Below are 21,895 nucleotides of genomic sequence, written 5' to 3'. Positions count from 1 at the left end.
TTGATTATCTACAAGCCCCCAAGGCCTGATTGCCCCGAAAGCTAGCAAGGGCCGCCCGGATATTCAAGAACATATAAGGAACAAAAAGGCCGGATCGCCGCCGGCCCTCATTTGACATCGGCCCAGGCTATGGCACGGCCTTCGTGCTCGTTCGCACCACGAGCTCCACCGGAAGCCGCTCCAGGATCACCGGCATGGCGACACCGGAAATCCTGTCCACGAGCAGGTCGACGGCACGTTCACCCAGGACATTGAGAGGCTGACGAATTGTTGTCAGGCCGATCAACGGCCAGCTGCTCCATTGCATGTCGTCAAAACCAATGACCGAAACGTCGTCGGGGACGCGCAAGCCCAGGCTCTTCAAGGCACTAAGCGCTGCTATGGCCACCAGATCGTTGACGCAGACAATTACGCTGACGTCCCGCCGTGCAATCGCCGCCACCGCAGCGTCCGGCAATTGCGGGACCAGATCGACTTGAACCTCCCAGACCAGATCGAGTTGCGATCCCGCACCCTGCACAAAGCCCTCGCGGCGCTCTTTGTTACTGACGTGATCCTGAAAGCCGGATAGCAGCCCTACCTTCCGATGCCCCAACCCGATGACATGTTCGGCCATGAGGCGCCCGCCGGTCAGGTGGTCGGCCATGACGCCATCCAGCCCCGGAAATGGCGCGTCCAGCGACACCATCGGCAATTGCGGCGGTGTCGACAGCGGAAAACTGGGATGCAACAGCGCGACGACCCCATCAATGCCGTGCCGCCCCAATGTCTCGATAACCTCGAGTTCGCGCATGGGTTCGTTGCCGGAATCGACCACAACGGTGGCATAGCCATGTTGCGCGGCGCGCCGCTGTACGGCCTGAGCGATTTCGGGAAATACCGGGCTGGTGAGCGTGGGCAGAATGCAGCCGATAAGGTGATGATGACCCGTTTTCAGCGCCCGCGCGGCATTGTTGCGGGAATAGCCGATTTCAGTGGCGACGCGACGAACCAGAGCGTCAACTTCCGGCGTCACCTTGTTCAGCCCGTTGAGCACATAGGAAACGGTGGCCGAAGACACCCCCGCCGCTTTCGCCACATCTTTGATCGTTGGACTTCGCCGTCGGCTCATTTCATTCCCCCGCCCGCACCACTTGGCAGAAATTTTCCTTATCGCCAAGTGTCGTTGGATGTTCGCCGCCTCACCCCTTGACAGCTCCCCGTATCACCGCTCTATCATTTACACGATTAAACGACCAGTATTTGGACGTTTTCAGAAAATGCCGAAGACACCAGGGAGGTTCATCATGGTCAAGGCGACGAACAGAACTCATGCGCGCCGCGCACTTCTCGGCCTGGTCAGCGCAGCGACATTGCTCGCAGCCACCAGTGCCGGCGCCATGGCGCAGGACAAGATCCTGCTGCTGATCAACGGCGCCCTCGGCGACAAATCCTTCTTCGATTCGGCCAATCGCGGGCTGGAGCAGATCAAGCAGACCTATGGCGACGATGTGGAAACGCGGGTGCTCGAGATCGGTGACGATCCGACCGGCTGGGAGCCGGCCCTGCTCGAAGTGTCCGAGCAGGATTGGGATCTGATCATCGGCGGCACCTTCTCGTTGTCCGAAATTCTGGGCGACGTGGCCGAACTCTATCCCGACAACAAATATATCCTGTTCGACGCCAGCCTTCCCTATGACGGCGGCGCTTATTCCAATGTCTATTCCATCCAGTACAAGCAGAACGAAGGCTCCTATCTCGGCGGCATCGTCGCCGCGAGCCTCCTGCAGAGCGGCCTGCCCGAAGGCACCGGCAAAAACCTCGGCTTCCTCGGCGGCATGGACATCCCGGTCATCAACGACTTCCTCGTCGGCTACATTGCCGGCGCACAGTCGGTGAACCCCGATATCAAGGTTTCCGTTTCCTATGCCGGCTCGTTCACCGACGCCGCCAAGGGCAAGGAACTCGGCCTTGCACAATACCGTGCGGGCGTGGGGATCGGCTTCATCGCCGCCTCGCAGGCCGGATTGGGCCAGGTGTCCGCCGCCGCCGAAACCAATCAATATGTTCTGGGCGTCGATTCCGATCAGGAGGCCATTTTTGCCGAAAGCGATCCGGCGCTGGCGAGCCGCGTCGTGAGTTCCGTGCTCAAGAACGTCGATGTCAGCCTCGTGCGTGCCTATGAAATGTATCGCGAAGGCAAGCTGCCCTTCGGGTCGGCTGAAAATGTCGGCCTGGCAGAAGGCGCTGTTGGCATCGTGGAAACCGGCAATTTCGAAAAGCTGGCATCCCCTGAAACGCTCGCAGCAGTCGAAGCGGCCAAGGCCGCCATCGCCGCCGGAGAGGTCGAAGTGCCGACCGCCTTCGGCATGGATAGCGGAAGCCTCAGCGCATTGCGCGACAGCGTCCGTCCGTAAGCCGGAGATCTTGCGCAGATGACGTCCAACGCTCCGATCGTCGCGTTCGAAAAGGTCTCCAAGACCTATCCGAACGGCACGGTGGCCCTCAACGATGCCACTTTCGACATTCGGAAGGGGTCGATCCACGCCATCTGCGGCGAAAACGGCGCGGGCAAATCCACGCTGATGAAAATCCTGTTCGGCCTTGAGCCCCATAGTTCCGGACAGGTTCTTCTCGACGGTGCCGCCGCTGATACGGCGGCACCGGACTTTGCCGGCCGCAATGGCATCGGCATGGTGCACCAGCACTTCTCGCTGGTGGCGCCGCTGACCGTGGTGGAAAATATCATCCTGGGCCACGAACCGCGTTCGGGGCTGTTGATCGACCGCCGCCGCGCCCGCGAGCAGGTGATCGAACTCAGCCGCCGCTACGAGCTCAATGTCGCCCCTGATGCGCGGATCGAGACGCTTTCCGTCGCGGCCCAGCAAAAGGTCGAAATTCTCAAGGCTTTGGCGCGGGAAACGCGCCTACTCATCCTCGACGAGCCGACTGCCGTGCTGTCGCCCCCCGAAATCGAGGAATTATTCGTTCGTTTGCGCGCCCTGCGCGACGATGGCATCACCATTCTCTTCATCTCGCACAAGTTGCATGAAGTGCGCGCACTGGCCGACACGGTCACGGTGCTGCGCGCCGGCAGCGTCGTGGATACATTGCCGCTGGCCGAGGTCAGCGATGCCGAAATCACCCGCATGGTGATGGGCAGGAACATCGATATCGTGCGCCGCGAGGCGAGCCCGTCCGGCGGCGCGCCGCTGCTCGAACTCTCGAACGTTGCCACCAACACCAGAGACACTGCGGACCGGCTGACGAATATCTCGCTGACCATTGGCGCGAACGAGATTGTCGGCATTGCCGGTGTCGATGGTTCCGGACAGCGCGGGCTGGTCTCGCTGCTGAGCGGCCAATTGCACCCGAATGCGGGCGCCATCCGATTTGCCGGCAAGGTCATGGACAAGGCCAGCACCGCCGATTGGAGGCGAGCCGGGCTTGCTCATTTGCCGGCTGACCGGTTTACCCAGGGCGGCACGCCGGGCCTGACGCTTATCGACAATGCCATAGCCGGCACCGATGGCGACCCTGCCATGCAATGGGGCCCCTTCCTGCGGCGCGGCGCGATCCGCAGGCATGTCAACGCCATGGTGCGCGAATTTGCCGTCCGCTTTCGCGGCATCAGCGAAAGGCTGGATTCCCTTTCCGGGGGCAATGCGCAAAAGCTGATCGCCGCCCGGGAACTGGCCGGTTCGCCGCGATTGCTCATCGCCGATCAGCCAACACGCGGCATCGACGTGGCTTCGGCGGCCTTCCTCCATTCCCGCATCGATGCGGTGGCACGCTCCGGCGCTGCCGTGCTGCTGGTCACGGCGGACCTCGATGAACTTTTGAGATTGGCCGACCGTGTCATCGTGCTGTTCGATGGACGGATCGTGGCCAACCTGCCCAATGCCGCCGACCTGACCCCGGCTGCATTGGGCCCCTATATGCTAGGGTTGGAGCAGGCAGCATGATCCGTTCCGCTCTTGCCGGTCTCACAGAATTCGCGCTGACCGCCCTGGTCATCGCCGCAGTCATCCTTGCCGTCCTCGTGCCGGTGGCGCTGTCACAACCGGACCCGGGACAGGTGCTCGGCCTTTTCCTGCTCGGCCCCTTCGGCACCATGCGCCATCTCGGCAACGTGCTGGAACTGGCAACGCCCACCATGCTCACTGGCCTGGCGGCGACGCTGATCTTCCGTGCCGGAAGCTTTAATCTCGGAGTCGAAGGCAGTTTCTTCCTCGGCGGCATTGCGGCAACGGCGGCGGCGCTCTGGCTGCCATTCACCGGCATGGTCGCGGCGCCGGCGGCCATTCTCGTCGGCGCGATAGTCGGCTCATTCGCCTGCTCGGTGCCCGGCTATCTCAAGGTCCGCTTCGGCGCGTCCGAAATGGTCAATTCGCTCGTCCTCAACTTTGCCTTCCTCTATGCCGGCATCTTCGTGCTCAACTACTACCTGCGCGACCCCAATGCGGGCGCGCTGATGTCATACCGTCTGCCCGGTGATTTCACGCTGGAGCGCATCATGGCGGGCACGCGGCTTCATACCGGTGTCATCATTGCCTTCATCGCCTGCGTGATCGGCGGCATCTGGCTCTACGGGACACGCGGCGGACTGAACCTGCGCATTGTCGGCGCCGGTCCCAGCTTCGCCCAGCACCTTGGCCTCAATAGCGGCGCGCTGGTCATGCGCGCACAAGTCATCGGCGGCCTCATTGCCGGCATGGCGGGGGCCATTGAGGTTCTGGGCCTCTACAACCGCTTCTCATGGACCGCCCTGCCCGGCCACGGCTGGACCGGCATCACCATTGCCATCCTTGCGCGTGAGAACCCGTTCCTCGTCATTCCGGCGGCCCTGTTCCTGGCCTATCTTCAGGTCGGCGGCGACATGCTGGCCCGCAATCTGGCGGTGCCGAGCGAAGTGGTCGGCCTCGTCACCGCCGCCATCATGCTGGTGGTGACCGCTACCGCCATTTTCCGGCATCCCGCCTTCCTGCGGCTGATCCGCGACATCAAGGGCCAGGAGCAGGCAGCATGACCGACGCCATCTGGTCCACCATCAGCGATCCGGCGCTGTTCGCGACTGTCTTGCGGGTGATGACGCCGCTGCTGCTCGCGGCCCTGGGCATCCTGATTTCCGACCGCGCCGGCGTGCTCAATATCGGCATGGAAGGCATGATGCTTTCCGGCGCTCTGGTCGGCGTTCTGGCCAGCGCCTGGACCGGGACACCGATCATCGGGCTTTTCGCCGCCATTGCCTGCGGCGCCGGGCTCGGTGCGCTGATGGCGCTGGCCATCAACGGGCTGGGAACGCATTTCATCATCACCGGCATCGCGCTCAATCTTGCCGCCGCTTCGGCGACAACGCTGGGCCTGTTCCTCGCCACCGGCGACAAGGGCATGTCCGGGGCGCTGCAAAGTGGCGTCCTGCCCTCCATCCACATTCCGTTGCTGAAAGACATTCCGGTTCTGGGCGCCCTGCTCTCGGGTCATCACATGCTGACCTATCTGGCGATTGCCTGCGTGCCGCTCGTCTCCATCATGCTGGCGCGCACGCCGTTCGGGCTGCATGTCCGGGCTGTCGGCGCCGATCCGAAAGCCGCCGCGGCGGCAGGTATATCGCGCAACCGAACCCAGCTTTACGCCCTCATGATATCCGGCATGTTCGGCGGCGCTGCGGGGGCCTATCTGTCGATGGGCTATGTGAGCTGGTTTGCGCAGAACATGACGGCGGGGCGCGGCTTTATTGCCATCGCCGCCGAGGTGATGGGCATGGGCACGGCCTGGGGCACATTCGCTGCCGCTGCGGTGCTCGCCATCGCTGAAACGAGCGCCATAACCATGCAGGCTCTGGGGCTCCCCAACGAACTCATGCAGATGATCCCCTATATCGTGCCGGTCATCGTGCTCACCGTTTATGCAGCCCGCCGCAAGGCCAAGGCCCGCACCCATTCCTGAACCATCAAGGACTAGACCAATGAAAGCCTGGGAACTCACCCGCGATCTTTTGCGCAACACCAAGCCCGTCGTGCGCAGCGCCGAGGAACAAACCTGGGATGCGAGCGCGGTCATGGCCGCCGGCGATGCGATGCTTGCCATGTTCTGGAAGAGCAATGTGCCGGGATCGGCAGCCCCCGAATGCCTGATGGCAGGAGCGCTGCAATCTTTGGAAAGCAAGGGCTATGTGCTTGCCCCTTATCATGAATTGCTGGCCGAGGGTCTGAAGGCGCTCGACGCAGGCGACTTCGAGCAGCTTTATGTGATCGACATGCGCCTGCGCACCATCATGCAGGCCGCGCAGCCCGACCCGGAGCATCCGTCGCAAAAGACGATTCGCTACAAGAGTTGGGAAGAATTCGACGCCGCAACCAGCTGGCCCGCAGACGAGAAAGTGGACGTCGCCGGAGCGGATTTCGCCGACCAGACACGCGCAGCCTGGCTTGGGCAACTTGTGGGCGCCGCCGCAGGTACGGCTCTTGAAGGCTATACGGCGGCAAACATCGCCGAAGTGTTCGGCCCGATCCGCGACTATGTCCGCGAACCCAACACCTATAATGACGACATCACATTCGAACTGGCTTTCCTTGAGGCCTATGGCGACAAGGGGCCGGCCATCACCGGCACCGATATCGCCGCGCGCTGGACCGGCATGATCCCGATGGGCTGGTCCGCCGAGGGCATTGCGCTCAACAATATCCGCCGGGGCATCATGCCGCCGGTCAGCGGCTGGCTCGAAAATCCTTTCGACGAATGGATCGGCGGCCAGATGCGCGGCACGATTTGCGGCATGGTGGCACCGGGCCGCGCGCGCGAAGCCGCCCGCCTGGCCTATATCGACGCCGAAGTCTCGGCGGCCGGCAATGGCATATTGGGTGAAGTTTTCAACGCGGTCCTTGCAGCGCGCGCCTACACGCTCTCGGACACACGCGAACTCCTGACATCCACCTGCGCGCTGTTCTCAACGGCAACGGAATATGGGGCGGTCCTCGCCTTCGCGCTCGATGCCTGCCGCACTTCCGATGACTGGCAGACGGCATGGGCCAAATGCGACGAAGAATATGTCGAATATAACTGGATCCATGTCTATCCCAATGCCGCAGCACAGGTGGTTGCGCTGTGGTTTGGCGAGGGAGACTTTGATCGGACCCTGGAAATCATCTGCGGGATCGGCCACGACGTGGACTGCAACGCCGCGCAGATATTGTGCGTTCTCGGCATCCAGAAGCGCAGCGGCGTGATTGCGGAACGGTGGTACGCGCCGCTGATCAAGGACGACATCGTCACCTATATGCGCCGCCCCGCACAGATCGCCTTCGGCGACCTCGTTCAGCAGACCCTCGACGCAGCTGCCATCGGGCGGTGAACAGCCCATCTTTGCGGCCGGCACGACGCCGGCCGCAATGGAATAGCCGGGATAAAGCTCAATGGCCGGACCGGACACACATTCGGCATTTCCGCCTAAATTGCGTTTCCCGGATGAGCCCGGATCACTCCCACTCGATGGTCAATAGGCTTGAGTTCGCATTGTAATGCCGTAATTTTCTGCCGTCGCTCGAAGTCCATACCAACTGCAATACCATCAAGCAAAGGAGGGGTCTGGATTTGCGGATCCGATATAGCAATACTTCCGGCTAAAGGCCTGTGTGCACTCTAAATGATGCATGCTTCATCGTGGCTGCATGTTGAAAGTGCGGATAAGTTAGCCGCCCGCGAAAAGCACGAAATCCTTCGCAGATAGCCATACTCGATAGGTCAGTTTGTCCCAAAGCATCAACTACTCGAGCGCGCGGCCAAGCTTTTCCTGTCGTGTTCACCAAAACCAATCCCGATTTTCTGCTACCTCATCAAGGATGATCTGCCACCAAGTGGCGCAGACCATCACGAAATTTGCCGAAGCTCGGGGAGAGATTGCAGTCGACTTCAAGCAAGGGTCCGATCTTTTCCGCCCATTCACATTTGACTTGGCCCGGTAGTGGCCAGCCTGCTTTCTTGATGGCAGCAGAACCACCTGGGTAAATGGCATCTGCCAGCATTTCCCAAGTGTTGCAAACACTATCCTGTATGTAATTATCAAGTATATTCACCTTGGCGCCTGGATAGGCGGTTTGCACTGCCTCACGGTCGCCGAAATACCAAGCCTCAATTTCTTCGATAGCAATTCGGAACAATGTGTTCGGGGCAGGCTTGCACCCTTCTGCCAGTGCTTTGAGTTCGTTTAAAAAATCCACGCAGTTGCGGCGGTCAGAATCCAGAACAACCACCACGGCATCAATGCCCGGTGTTTTCCCATAACCCCGAAGAATTTTCGGCAACTGGTCAAGCAGAATTCGCTTTGTAGGGTCGCCAACTGCATTTAGCTTCTGCGGAATGCGCCCGATACCTTTATAGGCGTGGAGCCGCCAAGTGTGTGGATAGCCGTGATCGCCCAAAATCTTGGGTAGTAATGATTTAAGCAAATTCTCGCCGGAAGCATCTTCCACCAGTATCTCGATGTGCATGATTACCTCGCATCGAGATAGTCGCTGTACCACAGCCCGCCCAGCGGCAAACCTTCTGCCACTAGATTTCTGACCACTTCGAGATCAGAGACCCGTCGTACTGTAGAATAACCATCCGTCCCTTTCTCCAATATCCACACTTCTTCCGGCGACAATGCATCAACGAAGTACGGCTGATGTGTCGTTACGAAGATTTGCGGTGCGTGTTTCTTTCCGCTGGCGTGGGCGCGAAACTCCTGCGCCAGCGATTCCAACAGCTTATGGTACAGTCCGTTTTCGGGTTCCTCGATACAGATGAAGGGGGGCGGATCAGGGTCTTCCAGCAACAATAAATAAGCAAACACTTTGAGTGTGCCGTCAGACATCTGCTGCGCGAAAAAGGGGTCATCAAACGCACCATCATTGAAGCGCAGAAGCACGCGCTTATCCGTGGTGATTTCCGTGTCAATCCTGGCGATACCGGGAATCTTGCTGGCAATGCGCTCAAGGATACTCTTGAAGCGATCCTTGTGCTCACGCTCCATGAATTGCACCACATTGCCGATGTTGTCACCATGCACATTCAGGTGACGCTGTGGTCCGGCGCTGGGAAGGCTGCGTGCCGCATCGGGATAGAAGTACGAGAGATACCAGCCCTTGAGGAAATCACGAAAGCGACTGATACGTGGATGTTCTTTCAATGTGCCTAATGTAGAAATGCCAAGTTCACGCGGATCGGTAAGTTCCACCGGGCTGCTGGCATTGCTTTCCTCATGTTCATCCTCGACGGCCTCCTCGCCAGCCCAGACCGTGCCCTTACCATGATCCAGACGTAAAAACGGAAACGGACGGCCGTGCTTTTGCCCCTTGCGGCGTTGCTTCAATATTTCGGACAAGACAAACGGTCGACCGCCGCTGTCCAGGTCAATGGCTAGTTCATAGGTGATCGGCCGTTCATTCTGAGCTTCGCGGTAGTAAATCTCGAAGCGGATCGATTCCTCCACGCCTTTTGATCGCAAGCGCTCGAATCCACCCCGTTGCTTCATGTCGCAAGCAGTTTCTACATCTGTAGCCAAGCAATCGGCGACAAATCCAAATGCATCGAACAGTGAACTTTTGCCTACGCCGTTCTTGCCAATGACCACTGTGAATGGCGTCAGAGGATCGCCATGCTGCTGCGCAGAGAGCTTACCTAGTGTCACATCGCGCAATGCACGGAAATTCTGAACGCGAAAACCTTCTATGATGGCCATTTTACTGTTCCTAGTTGTGCGTCAGCTCCATGTCGGAGAGAGCGAGTATAGTTGCCACCTTGTACGCGCAGTTTGGAGGCTGGCAGACTCTGCATCTTTCAGAAACCTACTGCATTCCTTGCCAACCATTACCAACCCAATACCCTACTATCAGCATACCGCCTCAACACAAAGTTCCACACCTGCGCCACTTTGGCGTCCCATAGTGCCTGCGGATAAGGCTCCTCGGGCAATTCGTTCAGCCGCACCCGGATTTCGCTGAACACAGCGCCTCGGGTTTCCTGCCCGCGCACCCAATCTATCGTATTGACCAGCCCGCGCAGCTTTGCCAGCAGCTCACGCGCCACCCGCTTTACTTCGGCCTCCTGCGCCGTGGTAAGCTGCGGTTCCGGCGTGGTGAGCAGGTCGAAGATCGCCAATTCGTCCTCGGTCAGCCCCTCGCGAGCCGCCCGTTGTTCTTCCTCGTCAAGGCCAGCGACGAAATCCTTCAGTGCCTCGAAGAACTTTTCCGCGTCGATGGAGCCGGCGTTGTATTCGGCAACGAGCTTTTCCAGCTTCTCGACCAGATCGGCGCGGGTGGGATTCACCTCGGCCAGCTTCCGGGCCTTCCCCTCGGCCTCCTCGCGCAACCGTTCGGTGGCGACCTTGGGACTTTTCTCGAAAAGCTTGGCGAGTTTGCCGAAGTCGATGCCGGAAAGGTCGACGCGCCCCTCCGCACCTGCGCCCTCGACAATGGGCGTCAAGATCGCCACGCCTTCCAGCTTGTCGTCGAGCAATTCGGCGATTTTAGCCTGGATGGCGGAGATGTCCGCCGGCCCCAGCTTCGCCTTTACCGCATCGGCCAGCATGTGGAACACCGCGACTGGCTTCAGATAAGGCGCGGCCCGTTCGTCGGGCAACAGCGCCTTGTAGGCTTTCGTCACCGCGCCCGCGAGCCGCCCGAACTCGCGCCGCCGCTCGTCGGGCGCGACCAGCACCTCCACCGCTTTTGCTATCAGGCCAAGCCGGGAGAGCGCATCCGCCGCCATGATCGCCGAAACATCCATGCCGAGCGGCTGCACGAAGGCGCCAGCCTGATCCAGCACGTCCTCCAACGCCTTTACCAGCGCCGCCTTGTCCTTGATCGGCGTTTCGTCCTTTTCGCCGCCGCCCGCGCTGCCGGCGTAGATCGCCAGCGCCTTTTGCAGATTGTTAAACACGCCCACATAATCGACGATCACACCGCTGGTCTTGCCCGATGCGTTGCGGTTGGCCCGCGCGATGGTCTGCATCAGCGTGTGGTTCTTCATCGGTTTGTCGAGATAGACGGTACCGATGCTGGGCACGTCGAAGCCTGTGATCCACATGGCGCAGACGAAGACGAGCCGCAGCGGATCGTTCTTGTCCTTGAACTTCTCCTCCAGGTCTTCCTTCTGCATCCGCTCACGATGAGGAAGGATGTCAAGACTCTTCTTGCGGAGGTTGTCCACCTCGTTCTGCCCCTGGCTGACGACCACCGCCATATCCAGTTCGCGCAGCCATTGCAGCCGCTCGGCAATCGCCGCCCCCTCGGCCTCATGCGCGGTCTTGAGTGCCGCCTCGTCCGCCGCGATCAAGCGGGCGACAGCCAATTTCACCCGATCATACATGGAAACGGCGGTCGCTTTGTCGATGGCGACGAACATCGCCTTCCCGCGATAGCCGCGCATGGCAAAGTGCAGCGCCACGTCTTCGGCCACCTTGTCGAGCCGGTCCGGGTTGGTGATGAGGGTATATTGCCGGCCGAATTCTCGCTGGAGCTTTTTCTCCTGCTCCTCGCTCAGCTCCACCTCGTCGAGAAGTTCGTCCAGTTCTTCCTTCAACTCGCCAGCGTTGAGCTGAAGCTCGGGTTTGCGCGATTCGTAGTAGAGCGGCACCGTCGCCCCGTCGCGGACCGACTGGGCGAAATCATAGACCGAGACATAATCGCCAAACACTTCGCGGGTACGGCTTTCCTCGCCCTGGATCAGCGGCGTCCCGGTGAAGCCGATGAAGGCCGCGTTGGGGAGAGCGGCACGCATGTTCGCCGCCAACTGGTCATACTGGCTGCGGTGCGCTTCGTCGGTGATGACGATGATGTCGGAACGGTCCGAAAGCACCGGCATCGCTTCCCGGTCGGCGGTCGAGAATTTCTGGATCAGCGTGAAGACGTAACGCTCGTTTCCTGCCAGCAATTCCTTGAGATGCACACGGCCGCCAGCCTGCGCCTGGTCGATCTGTTTGGTGAGCGCGCCGGTGCTGGCGAATTGCCCGGCGATCTGGTCGTCCAACTCGGTGCGGTCGGTGACGATCACGAAGGTGTAGTTGCCGCCCAGGCGACGCAGCACCTTCTCCGCGAACATCACCATGGAGAGGCTCTTGCCGGAACCTTGCGTGTGCCAGAATACGCCGAGGCGGCCCTTGTTGGCGGCAACATGCTCCACCGCCGACATGGCCCGGTTCACGCCCAGCACTTGATGATATTTGCCGACGACCTTCCGCAAGCCGCCCTTGGCCTCATCGAAAAGCGTGAAGCTTTCGATCAGGTCAAGGAAACGCGCGGGTTCGCAGGTGGCGCGCAGCATGGTGGCGAGGCTAGGGTCTTCCGGCCCGTCCTCCTCCAGCTTTTTCCACGGGGCGAAGAAGTCGAAATCGGTATGCGATCCGCCCATCAGCGATTCATGGCCGTTGGAGAGGATCACGAAGCCGTTGAAGGGGAACAATTGCGGGATGGTGTCGCGATAATCGCGCAGGTTTTCATCGTAAGCGTTGAAAACCGGCTTGGAGAACGCCTTCCACTCCGCCAGCAGCAGCGGCAGGCCGTTGACGAAGCCGACGGTATCGGGGCGTCGTTTGTGCAGCAGGCCCTGAATCCACATCTGGCTGGCGACGAGGAAATCATTCGTCCCCGTATCCTTCCAGTCGATTACGCGGACGGTGAGGGTTTCGGCCTTACCGTTCTCGGGGTTCTTCACCTCCACCCGTACACCCTCGCGCAGCAGATGGTGGAACTCACGATTGGCGGCGATGGGGGAAAGGGCTGAGCGGTCCTGCGTCAACGCCGCCTCGGCCAGCGCGAGGGCTTCCGCCGGCAGGCCGGGGTTGAGCTTGGCGAGCGCGGCCTTTAGCCGGGCGGGGAGCCAAGCCTGATGAAAGCTGGTGCGGCCAGTGGGATTCTCCGGCCCCGGCGTCTCCTCCATCAGATTGAGATGCCGCCAGCCGAGTTGCTGCAACAGCGCCAGCGCCGGCTGCTCCACCGCGTCGTCTTCGGAGAATTGGCTGGCGAGCGAAGGCGGGGTCATGTCAGGCGGCCTCCAGTTCGCGCTCGGCCTGCGCAACGGAAAGCTGGCCGGAGATCAGACGCGGGAGAAGGAGGTCGCGGGAGGCGGCGAGGCACACATTGGATTTCCGCAGATCATCACACAACCGCAGCATTGGCTCTGCAAAGTCCGTAAAGCGGCCGACAAGATCGCTGGGAGGCAACAACACGATCGCGCGTTCGAAAGTTGCCGCAGTGACCGCAGGGTAGGCCGCGCCTTGGGCGTTTCCAACCAGATAGCCTGTGAAGTTTTCGGTCGTGACCCAATGGTAGAGATAGGTGAATGAGGTTTCCTTTGCATCCAGCACGGTGAAGCCCGTCGAGGCGACGATCTCAGGTGCAGGATCAAGGACCAGCGCAAACGAGCGCCGGTTCGGTCGGACGTTTGACCACAAGATACTGCCGTCCTTGACCAGCCGACGTGCCCGCCCTGGCGCTTCCGAAAACGGCATATGGTTGATGGCGTTAATCTGGCCCGGTGATACCGAAGCGATGTCGATATAGCCGATTTCAGCAGGTGCTGCGGTGGGCTTCAACGACGCGGCGTTGATCGCTGCGACTTTGCCCAAAGTATCAAAGGCCCATCCCTGCGGCGAAAGCCCATCGGGGGTATCCTCGATGGATGCCGCTTCATGGCCGGGGAAACGGAAGCGGACGAACCATTCCTCGAACAGCCCCCGCGCCATCTCCTCCAGCCCCGCGATCCGCCGCCGGTTGACCTCGATCAGATCGTCATACGTCCCGAGGATTGACGCGATGCGGCGCTGGGTGGGGAGAGATGGTGCGTCAATCTCCACCTCGGAAAACGCTGTCTTGTTAATGATCGGCGTGGCCGCACCCGCTGCACGAGCCACCAATTCGTCGGCTTTCGTTCGCAGTCCGTAATAGACAAACCCTTGATCGAAACGATCAGGGTCAACAATCACGCTGTTGACTTGCTGATTGGTCTGAGATGGCTTGCTCGTCATACAGATTTTGCCGATCGTCGCGCCGATACAGACGACGCAGACTGCCCTTGCCGGCAATAAGGTCCTCTTTTTGCTGTCCCAATCAGTCGAAACGAAACGCTCGGTTGAGATGTTGCGATGGTCGTAAGCCATATCGCTTGGGGTTATGAACGGGATGTCCCCTTCGAACAGTTCCGGTTGCGATGAAGGAGGCGTTTTCCCGGTCACTATGCGGCCAAGGTCAGCAATACGGTAAGTCCGCCACTCACTCACGCCAGCACCTCGGCCACATTCACCGCGATCACATCCTGCAAGCGCGCTGCCTCGGCGTTCAACCCTTCCAGTTCCTCCTGCAAGGCTCCCAGCCGCTCACGGAAGTCCTCATCCTCCACCTGCTGACCCGGCGCGACGCCGACATAGCGACCGGGATTGAGGCTCCAGTCCTGCGCGGCGATCTCGGCGCGGGTGGCCACTTTGCAGAGGCCGGGAATGTCCCGATAGCCACTATCGTCTCCGAAAAGCCGGGTCATTTCCGGGCCGCTGCCAACCTCCAGCTCCTCCTCCTCGCCACGCCACAGCCGTACGATATTGCCCAGCAGCTCGATCTGGTCGGGCGTGAAGTCGCGATGCGCGCGCGTTAACTGGCGGAAGATATTGCGGGCGTCGATGAACAAAACCTCGTCGGCGCGATCAGTGCCCTTCTTCCCCTTGTCGAGGAACCACAGGGTCACTGGCAGAGTGACAGTGAAAAACATATTGGGCGACGTTGAAATGATGACATCGACCGCGCCGCTCTCGATCAGTTTGCGCCGCATTTCCCGTTCGGAGCCGCCCGCGTCGCTGGCGGAATTGGCCATCACGAAGCCGGCGCGGCCCTTTTCGTTCAGCGCGGCGGCGAACAGGCCGATCCAGAGGTAGTTGGCATTGTTGACCGTGGGGATGCCCAGACTGAAGCGCGCGTCCACCGCACCCGCCTCGTTCACCAGCCGGGCCTGATCGACCTCTTTCTGGTTGAAGGGCGGATTGGCCATCACGAAATCGAAGGTGCCGACCATATGGTGCGGGTCTTCATAATAGCTCGACGCTACCCGCACATCGCCGCTGAGCCCGTGGACCGCGAGATTGAGGCGGCAGAGCTTCTGCGTGTCCGCCATCTTCTCCACGCCGTAGATACTGATGGCGCGAGCCGGGTTTTCATTATGCCGGCGGACGAACTCGGCGGAATGGACGAACATCCCGCCGGAGCCGCAGGCGGGATCGAAAATCTTGCCGTGGTATGGCTCGATCACTTCCACGATCAGTTTCACGATGGAGGATGGCGTGAAATATTCCCCGCCCTTCTGCATGAAGGCGCTGGCGAACTCGCCCATGAAATATTCGAAGATCAGCCCGTAAGCGTCGCCGGTGATCTGGAGCGGCTGCAACAGCCGCAGCAGCTCGCGCAGAACCGAATTGGGCAGCGAGCCGTAACCCTGCGGCAGCACGCCCGCCAGATCGGGGTTATGCTCGGCGATGGCCTTCATCGCCTCATTCAGCGCCTCTGCCAGATTCTCCGTTTCCGGCAGGCCGAGCAGGTAGGAAAAGCGCGCGTGCGGCGGCAGGAAAATCGCGCCCTTGGCGTGGTAATCGGCAGGAACAGGATCGCCCAGCCGCCCGCCTCGGGGCAGTTCCGCATCCACCAGATCGAACCGCGCCTCCATCTGCCGCAATGCGATCAGCGCCAGCACCGGCTGCGCATATTGATCCGGCCGCAACTCCGTATTGGTCCAAAGCTGGTTCGCCGTCTGGAACAGGCGCCGGGAAAGGTCTTGCAGGTCAATCCTCAATGTTATCCCCCTGGACTACCGGAACTCGGGACCCAGACTCAGTTTTGGACCGCGCGGAAAGGCGTTCGTACTCTTCCACGGACAGGACCACTACGACGCCGCGCCCGTGTTTTTCGATTCGCACAGGCTCGGCTCGCGCCGTGTCGATCAGCAGACCGAAGCCGTTCTTCGCTTCCCGCGCCGACATGGTTTTCATGGTCCGTCCCGCCGCATTTCGATAGTCCATTTAGGACAAAATGGCTCTTAATGGCAATGCTTGCACTGACATTGTGGATCGTGTCCCGCGAAAGGGCACCGCTACGCTGTGTGAGGGCTCCGCGCCGCCCTTTCGCTAACGCAGAGTGGCGTGGTGCCGCCTCGGCAAGCAACAGCATCATATCGAGGAATCCGCCTTGAAAGCCGATTTTTTTGATGATTCGACGATGGCGACGAAAGACCAAAGGCGGAAGAAGTACGGGAGCGTTTCGGAATCTAGGCATTCCCGGCGATGCTGTCGCGCTCAGACTCGAACGCTTCTTTCCCCTTTCCTGCCCACAGTTCGCGCGCCCGTTCGCTGTCCTCGCTGTTGAGTTTTTCGGCCATCCAGATCATCGCCCCGTAGATAATGGCGCGGTCATCGCCGGTAAGTTCGACAACGCCCGCCTTGACGACGAGGCCGCCGAGTTCGATCAGATGCCGCGTTCGCTTGCGACGCTCGACCTGCCACGTCCGCATGTCATGTCGCGCCCGCTGCGCCTGATGCCGGTTGCGCGCCGCCCGATTGCGTTTGAGCGCTGCCGTGATCGCGGTCAGGCGTTGGTGATGATCGCCGCGACCGGCCTTGAAAGAATGCGGCCCCGCGCTTGGCCCATGCCTCCCTCTTTCCGGCATCGGTCGTTTCCGCCAGCACGATCAGCGCACCGGCCAGTTCGTCGGCAGTGAGCGCATCGGCACCCGTGGCGATCACCAGTTCGCCAAGTTGCTGCACCTTTCGAGTTTTCAGTTCGCGCGCCTTGTCTTCCAGCGCCTTCAGTTCCGCATCATAGTCCCGTGGTTTTCGCATTGCCGTGTCCTTTCCCGGTCGCAAGTGGTTGATGCAGTAAGGATAGTTGCGAAGGCGGCAAAACGCAGTAATGTTGCCGGGACGGTCTGGCACGGGCCGCTCCATCCCGAGATTTTTTCGAGGGAGGGCGCGCTTATACGTCGTTCCGACGTGCGCTTGACCGTGCCAATGCTTGATCGCGATGGCGATCTATCATCTTCACGTCAAGGTCATCGGCCGCAAGGCCGGAAGCAGCGCGGTAGCCTCTGCCGCCTACCGCTCAGGCTCGCGCCTGCGTGACGAACGCATCGACCGCGTGCAGGACTTTTCCAACAAGCGCGGCGTCGTCCATTCCGAAATCCTGCTGCCGGAGAACGCACCGGAGGCATGGAGCGACCGCGAACGGCTCTGGAACGATGTCGAGGCGTTCGAGCTCAGAAAGGACGCCCAGCTTGCCCGCGAGGTCGAGTTCGCCATTCCGCGCGAGATGACGCAGGCGCAGGGCATCGAACTTGCCCGAGACTTTGCGCAGGTCGATTTTGTCGATCAGGGCATGATCGCCGATCTGAATGTGCATTGGGACATTGGCGAGGACGGGATGCCCAAACCCCATGCTCATGTCATGCTCACCATGCGCGAAGTCGATGAAGACGGCTTCGGCAAAAAGGTCCGCGACTGGAACCGCACGGAGATGGTCGAGCAATGGCGCGAGCGTTGGGCCGAACACGTCAACGAGCGCCTTGCCGAACTCGACATAGACGCGCGGATCGACCATCGCAGCCTTGAGGCGCAGGGGATCGGGCTTGAACCGCAAAGCCAGATCGGCGCACCCGCCCAACGGATCGAGGGTGACGGCGTTGAAGTCGCAGACCGTGCCGACATGCACCGCGAGATCGCGCGGAACAACGGCGCGCGGATCATCACCGATCCTTCCGTTGCGCTGGACGCGATCACGCAGCAGCAATCGACCTTCACGCGCCGCGACATGGCGATGTTCGCGCACCGGCACAGTGACGGCATCGATCAGTTCAACGAGGTGATGGGTGCGATGCGCGGTTCGCCCGATCTGGTCGAGCTTGGGCAGGACGGACGCGGCGAGGATCGGTTCACAACCCGCGACATGATCGAGGCCGAACAGCGCCTGCATCGCGCGGCGGAAATAATGGCCGAAAAGGAACGGCACGAAGTCAGCGAGAAAGACAGACTCGACGCTCTTGCCCGCGCCGAGCAGCGCGGCCTTGTCCTGTCCGGCGAGCAGGCCAATGCGCTGGCGCAGGTCACGGACGGGCGCGACCTTGGCATTGTCGTCGGCTATGCCGGGACGGGAAAGAGCGCCATGTTGGGCGTGGCGCGCGAGGCTTGGGAGGCGTCCGGCTTTGAAGTCCGAGGCGTGGCGCTATCCGGCATCGCGGCGGAGAATCTGGAAAGCGGATCGGGCATCGCGTCCCGCACCATCGCCAGCATGGAACATGGCTGGCAGCAGGGCCGCGACATGCTCACGTCGCGCGATGTGCTTGTCATCGACGAGGCGGGCATGGTCGGCACACGGCAGTTGGAGCGCGTCCTATCCCATGCCGCCGATGCGGGTGCGAAGGTCGTGCTGGTCGGCGATCCGCAGCAGTTGCAATCCATCGAGGCGGGTGCGGCGTTTCGCTCGATCCACGAGCGCCACGGCGGCGTCGAAATCCATGAAGTGCGCCGCCAGCGCGAGGACTGGCAGCGGGACGCCACGCGCGATCTGGCCAGCGGCAGGGCGGGCAATGCCATCGCCGCTTATGACCGTCACGACATGGTGCATTCCGCCGAAACCCGCGAACAGGCGCGCGGCGATCTGATCGACCGCTGGGACCGCGACCGGCAGGCGTCACCGGACAGCAGCCGCATCATCCTTACCCACACCAATGCCGAGGTGCGCGAACTCAACGAGGCCGCCCGCGACAGGATGCGGGCAGCAGACAATCTTGGCGAGGACGTGCGCGTCACGGTCGAGCGCGGCGAACGCAGCTTCGCCGCCGGGGACCGCGTCATGTTCCTGCAAAACGAACGCGGGCTTGGCGTCAAGAACGGCACGCTCGGGACCATCGAACAGGTTAACGCGCAGAGCATGACGGTCCAGACCGACGATGGCCGTTCCATTGCCTTCGACCTCAAGGACTACGACTGCATCGATCACGGCTATGCCGCCACGATACACAAGGCGCAGGGCATGACGGTGGACCGCACCCATGTGCTGGCGACGCCGGGACTGAACGCCCACGGCAGCTATGTCGCCCTGTCGCGCCACCGCGACGGCATGGATCTGCATTACGGTCGCGATGACTTCGCCAGTCAGGACAAGCTCATCAATACCCTCTCGCGCGACCGCGCCAAGGACATGGCGACTGACTATCAGCCCGAGCAGAACTACGCCGAACGGCGCGGCATCACCTTGCCTGAGCGCGATGTCTCGGTTGGACAGGCGCGCGCGCCGAGCACCGCCATCGACCGGATCGGCGACATCATCTTCAGCGTGCGCGAACCCCGCGACGGCGCAGAAGGGCCGGAAAGGGAGACGACAGGCAGGGGGATCAGGCAGGAAATCGAGGCGGTAGCACAGGACGCCGGGATCGATCCAGAAGATGCCTTACGCCACGCGCGCAGAATGGCGCTCATTCGCCATGCCCATGCCGTTGGCCAGGTCTTCGATGCCGAGGATGCCAAGGGCAAGGCCAGCCCCGCGCAATGGGATGAACTGATCGATGCCCGCAAGGCATTCGATGCGGTGCGGCCCTACGGTTGGCAGGACGCGGAAGCGGCCTATGCCAAGGATGAGAGCCTTGCCCATGAGGCGGGATCGGGCAAGGTCAGTCGCGCCATCCGTGCCCTGCAACTGGAAACCGAGATTCGGACCAGCCCGGAGCGCCGAGCCGACCGTTTTGTCGAACGCTTTCGCGACCTCAAACAGACCAGCGAGCGTCAATATGCGGAGGGCAACTATTCCGGCTATCGCGCTGCGCGGGCGGAGATGGGCAACATGGCGATGAGCCTCGAACGCGATGCGCAGCTTGAGTCCGTTCTTGAGGGACGCAAGCGACAACTCGGCATCAGCATGGATTTCGAATCAGGGATGAGGCTTGGTCGGCAACTCGCCCTCAGTCACGGCCTCGGCAGGGGAAGGAGCATCGGATTGTAGGACGTAGAACCATCCTATTTACCGCCGTTTCTACGCCACACTACTACGACACCTAAATATCTATTGCACAATGATAATTCGTTGCTCTCACTGGTCTCTGCGATCGTCAGAAACAACCAGCAGGAGGCAGCGCAGCCATGCGTCAACCAGACCGTATCGTCCGCCTGAAAACCGTTCTCGCCCGCACCGGCCTGTCGCGGTCCACCATCTACCGCAAGATCGCCGAGGGCACGTTCCCGCCCCAACTTAGGATCAGCATCAACGGCGCAGGATGGCATGAATCCGACATTGACCGCTGGATCGCCGATCCTGCCGGCTGGCGGCCACCAATGACAACGGCTGACAGAATGGGCGCGGGCCGCATGTAGTTCAGAGATCGTCGTCCAGTTCATCATCATGGACTTCGGCGGCACGTCGCTTCGCGTCGGCGATCAGCTCCCTCGCGGATTCGCCCTTCACCCAAGCATCGAGCATGTCAGCCCAGCACTGAATCATGATCTTCCGCTCGGCGAGGTAGCGGTTCACATTGTAGATCGCCGCGATCCGGTTCCGAGGCGCATGGGCCAAGCTCATCTCGATCCAACGATCATCGAACTTGGCGCGATTTAGGCCGGTCGAAAACGTGCGGCGTAGGTCGTGAACACCGAAGCTCTGAAAGTCAGGATCAGTCTCCCGGATACGTTCTACAACCGTGTCGATCACACGGTTGAGTGTGGCGTTGCTGATCGGCGTATCGCCATCGTACCGGCCGGGATGCAGGTATCGGCTGGCACCGAACATGGTGCGGAACGCCGTCAGAATGTCGAGCGCCTGATCGCTCAGCGGGACGACATGCGCCTTGCCGGCCTTCATGCGCTCTGCCGGAATAGTCCACCGCGCGGTGGCGAAGTCGATTTCCTTCCATGTGGCGTCGATGAACTCCGACTTACGGACGCCGGTCAGCAGGACAAACTTCACCGCTGAACGTAGCGTGGGAGCCGCCGCCACATGATCCAAAGCCGTCAGGACCGCGCGGACCTCGGATGGCGAAAGGGCGCGGTCGCGCGGCTCGAACGTGGCGATGGCGCTGGTGCGGATCGACTCGGCCGGGTTGCTCACATCCAGCCCACTTCCTTGGGCGTGACGGAACACCAGCAATACGACCTCGCGGACATGCACGGCGACGGCCGGGCCGCGCTTCTCCTTAACCTCGTCGCATAGGCGTTTGAGGCGCTGCGGCGTCACTTCCGCCAGCTTGAGCTTCGACAACGCGCCTGCAATGGCGCGATCATAGACGGATCGGCGCATCGCCAAGGTGCTGTCAGCCAGTTTCTCGGCTCCCGACTTGGGATCAGCTTTGTGCTTGAAATAGGCTTCCGCCCATCCGCCGAAAGTCAGTGCTGCGGCTGACGCGGTGCGCTTTTCCACCTTTGCTTTCGACGGCGATTCCCCTCGCTCGACCTGACGGCGGGCGCGTGCCAGTAGCGTCCTCGCCTCCGCAAGCGACACCTCCATTCCGTATTCCAGCGCATCGGGCGTGCGTGTCAGCTTGCGCGCCGCCTCGGCGCTATATCGGCCGATGGTCAAGACTTCCTGCCGCCCGTTCACCCGGTACTGATACCGGAACGAGATGACCCCTGTCGGCGTGACGGCCGCGTGCATCCCGTCGCGGTCAGTCACCTTATAGAGCTTGGCCCTCGGCTTCAGATTTTTCAGTTCTTTATCAGTGAGATCGCCCATAAATCCGCATCCGGTCTGGGGGCGAACGCATACCAACAAAGGAGGTTGTTGGTAGCGAAAGCCCGTTTCTCGACCATCCTGCGCCATACCAACATCGCTACCAACAAAGTGGCTGGGTTGGGGTGACATGCAGCGATACGGGGTAGGAAGAAAAATCCTTGTCAGTCAAAGAGTTCGTGCGATTTCCGGCACGG

The 21,895-nt window shown here is 61.1% G+C and carries 17 protein-coding genes; 7 read left to right on the top strand and 10 right to left on the bottom strand.

The genetic code is table 11. The annotated features are described in order from the left end of the window. Positions 1–127: 127 nt before the first annotated feature. Positions 128–1,078, bottom strand: coding sequence for a LacI family DNA-binding transcriptional regulator (locus H0482_RS14975; protein WP_193730870.1), 951 nt, complete (start codon positions 1,076–1,078; stop codon positions 128–130). Between the two features lie 208 nt (positions 1,079–1,286). Here H0482_RS14975 and H0482_RS14970 point away from each other — a divergent pair, with 208 nt between their 5' ends. The 5 genes from H0482_RS14970 to H0482_RS14950 are packed head-to-tail and all read left to right on the top strand — an operon-like array spanning position 1,287 to position 7,333. Then, positions 1,287–2,396: a BMP family ABC transporter substrate-binding protein gene (locus tag H0482_RS14970; RefSeq protein ID WP_193730869.1), complete on the top strand. Its 1,110-nt coding sequence runs from the start codon at positions 1,287–1,289 to the stop codon at positions 2,394–2,396. Positions 2,397–2,414: 18 nt separating this feature from the next. Continuing rightward, positions 2,415–3,944, top strand: a complete 1,530-nt coding sequence (locus tag H0482_RS14965) for an ABC transporter ATP-binding protein (RefSeq protein WP_193730868.1) — start codon at positions 2,415–2,417, stop codon at positions 3,942–3,944. Next, positions 3,944–5,008, top strand: coding sequence for an ABC transporter permease (locus H0482_RS14960; RefSeq protein ID WP_193730912.1), 1,065 nt, complete (start codon positions 3,944–3,946; stop codon positions 5,006–5,008). The genes H0482_RS14965 and H0482_RS14960 overlap by 1 nt, the downstream gene beginning before the upstream one ends. Continuing rightward, complete coding sequence (locus H0482_RS14955) at positions 5,005–5,928, top strand: ABC transporter permease (RefSeq protein WP_193730867.1); 924 nt, start codon at positions 5,005–5,007, stop codon at positions 5,926–5,928. Before H0482_RS14960 ends, H0482_RS14955 begins: the two co-directional genes overlap by 4 nt. Positions 5,929–5,947: 19 nt before the next feature. Next, positions 5,948–7,333 (top strand): ADP-ribosylglycohydrolase family protein, encoded by a 1,386-nt coding sequence (locus H0482_RS14950; protein WP_193730866.1) that lies wholly within the window; start codon positions 5,948–5,950, stop codon positions 7,331–7,333. Positions 7,334–7,814: 481 nt separating this feature from the next. Here H0482_RS14950 and H0482_RS14945 read toward each other — a convergent pair whose 3' ends face one another. The 8 genes from H0482_RS14945 to H0482_RS14910 all read right to left on the bottom strand — a co-directional run bounded on the left by H0482_RS14945 (position 7,815) and on the right by H0482_RS14910 (position 16,831). Next, complete coding sequence (locus H0482_RS14945) at positions 7,815–8,468, bottom strand: DUF4276 family protein (protein WP_193730865.1); 654 nt, start codon at positions 8,466–8,468, stop codon at positions 7,815–7,817. Positions 8,469–8,470: 2 nt separating this feature from the next. Next, a complete protein-coding gene (locus H0482_RS14940; protein ID WP_193730864.1) occupies positions 8,471–9,700 on the bottom strand; it encodes an AAA family ATPase in 1,230 nt (409 codons plus the stop codon). Between the two features lie 128 nt (positions 9,701–9,828). Beyond that, on the bottom strand, positions 9,829–12,999 hold the full coding sequence (locus H0482_RS14935) for a type I restriction endonuclease subunit R (protein ID WP_193730863.1): 3,171 nt from the start codon (positions 12,997–12,999) through the stop codon (positions 9,829–9,831). A 1-nt stretch (position 13,000) separates the two neighbouring features. After that, positions 13,001–14,236, bottom strand: coding sequence for a restriction endonuclease subunit S (locus H0482_RS14930; RefSeq protein WP_193730862.1), 1,236 nt, complete (start codon positions 14,234–14,236; stop codon positions 13,001–13,003). Beyond that, a complete protein-coding gene (locus tag H0482_RS14925; RefSeq protein WP_193730861.1) occupies positions 14,233–15,789 on the bottom strand; it encodes a type I restriction-modification system subunit M in 1,557 nt (518 codons plus the stop codon). Before H0482_RS14925 ends, H0482_RS14930 begins: the two co-directional genes overlap by 4 nt. Then, positions 15,779–15,976, bottom strand: coding sequence for a type II toxin-antitoxin system prevent-host-death family antitoxin (locus H0482_RS14920; RefSeq protein WP_230989681.1), 198 nt, complete (start codon positions 15,974–15,976; stop codon positions 15,779–15,781). Before H0482_RS14920 ends, H0482_RS14925 begins: the two co-directional genes overlap by 11 nt. Positions 15,977–16,260: 284 nt before the next feature. Continuing rightward, positions 16,261–16,503: a conjugal transfer protein TraD gene (locus H0482_RS14915; RefSeq protein ID WP_193730859.1), complete on the bottom strand. Its 243-nt coding sequence runs from the start codon at positions 16,501–16,503 to the stop codon at positions 16,261–16,263. A gap of 1 nt (position 16,504) precedes the next feature. Continuing rightward, the gene (locus H0482_RS14910) at positions 16,505–16,831 is read right to left on the bottom strand and encodes a conjugal transfer protein TraD (protein WP_193730911.1); all 327 of its coding nucleotides are present in this window, start codon (positions 16,829–16,831) and stop codon (positions 16,505–16,507) included. A 181-nt stretch (positions 16,832–17,012) separates the two neighbouring features. Between H0482_RS14910 and traA the strand changes: the two genes are divergently transcribed. Then, on the top strand, positions 17,013–19,982 hold the full coding sequence (gene traA / locus H0482_RS14905; RefSeq protein WP_193730858.1) for a Ti-type conjugative transfer relaxase TraA: 2,970 nt from the start codon (positions 17,013–17,015) through the stop codon (positions 19,980–19,982). Between the two features lie 137 nt (positions 19,983–20,119). Next, positions 20,120–20,350 (top strand): helix-turn-helix transcriptional regulator, encoded by a 231-nt coding sequence (locus tag H0482_RS14900; protein ID WP_193730857.1) that lies wholly within the window; start codon positions 20,120–20,122, stop codon positions 20,348–20,350. Position 20,351: 1 nt separating this feature from the next. Here H0482_RS14900 and H0482_RS14895 read toward each other — a convergent pair whose 3' ends face one another. Further along, a complete protein-coding gene (locus tag H0482_RS14895) occupies positions 20,352–21,701 on the bottom strand; it encodes a tyrosine-type recombinase/integrase (protein ID WP_193730856.1) in 1,350 nt (449 codons plus the stop codon). Between the last annotated feature and the right edge of the window lie 194 nt (positions 21,702–21,895).

The organism is Devosia faecipullorum (assembly GCF_015158295.1).
Classification (GTDB): domain Bacteria; phylum Pseudomonadota; class Alphaproteobacteria; order Rhizobiales; family Devosiaceae; genus Devosia; species Devosia faecipullorum.
This window is presented reverse-complemented; position numbering and strand designations above follow the sequence as displayed.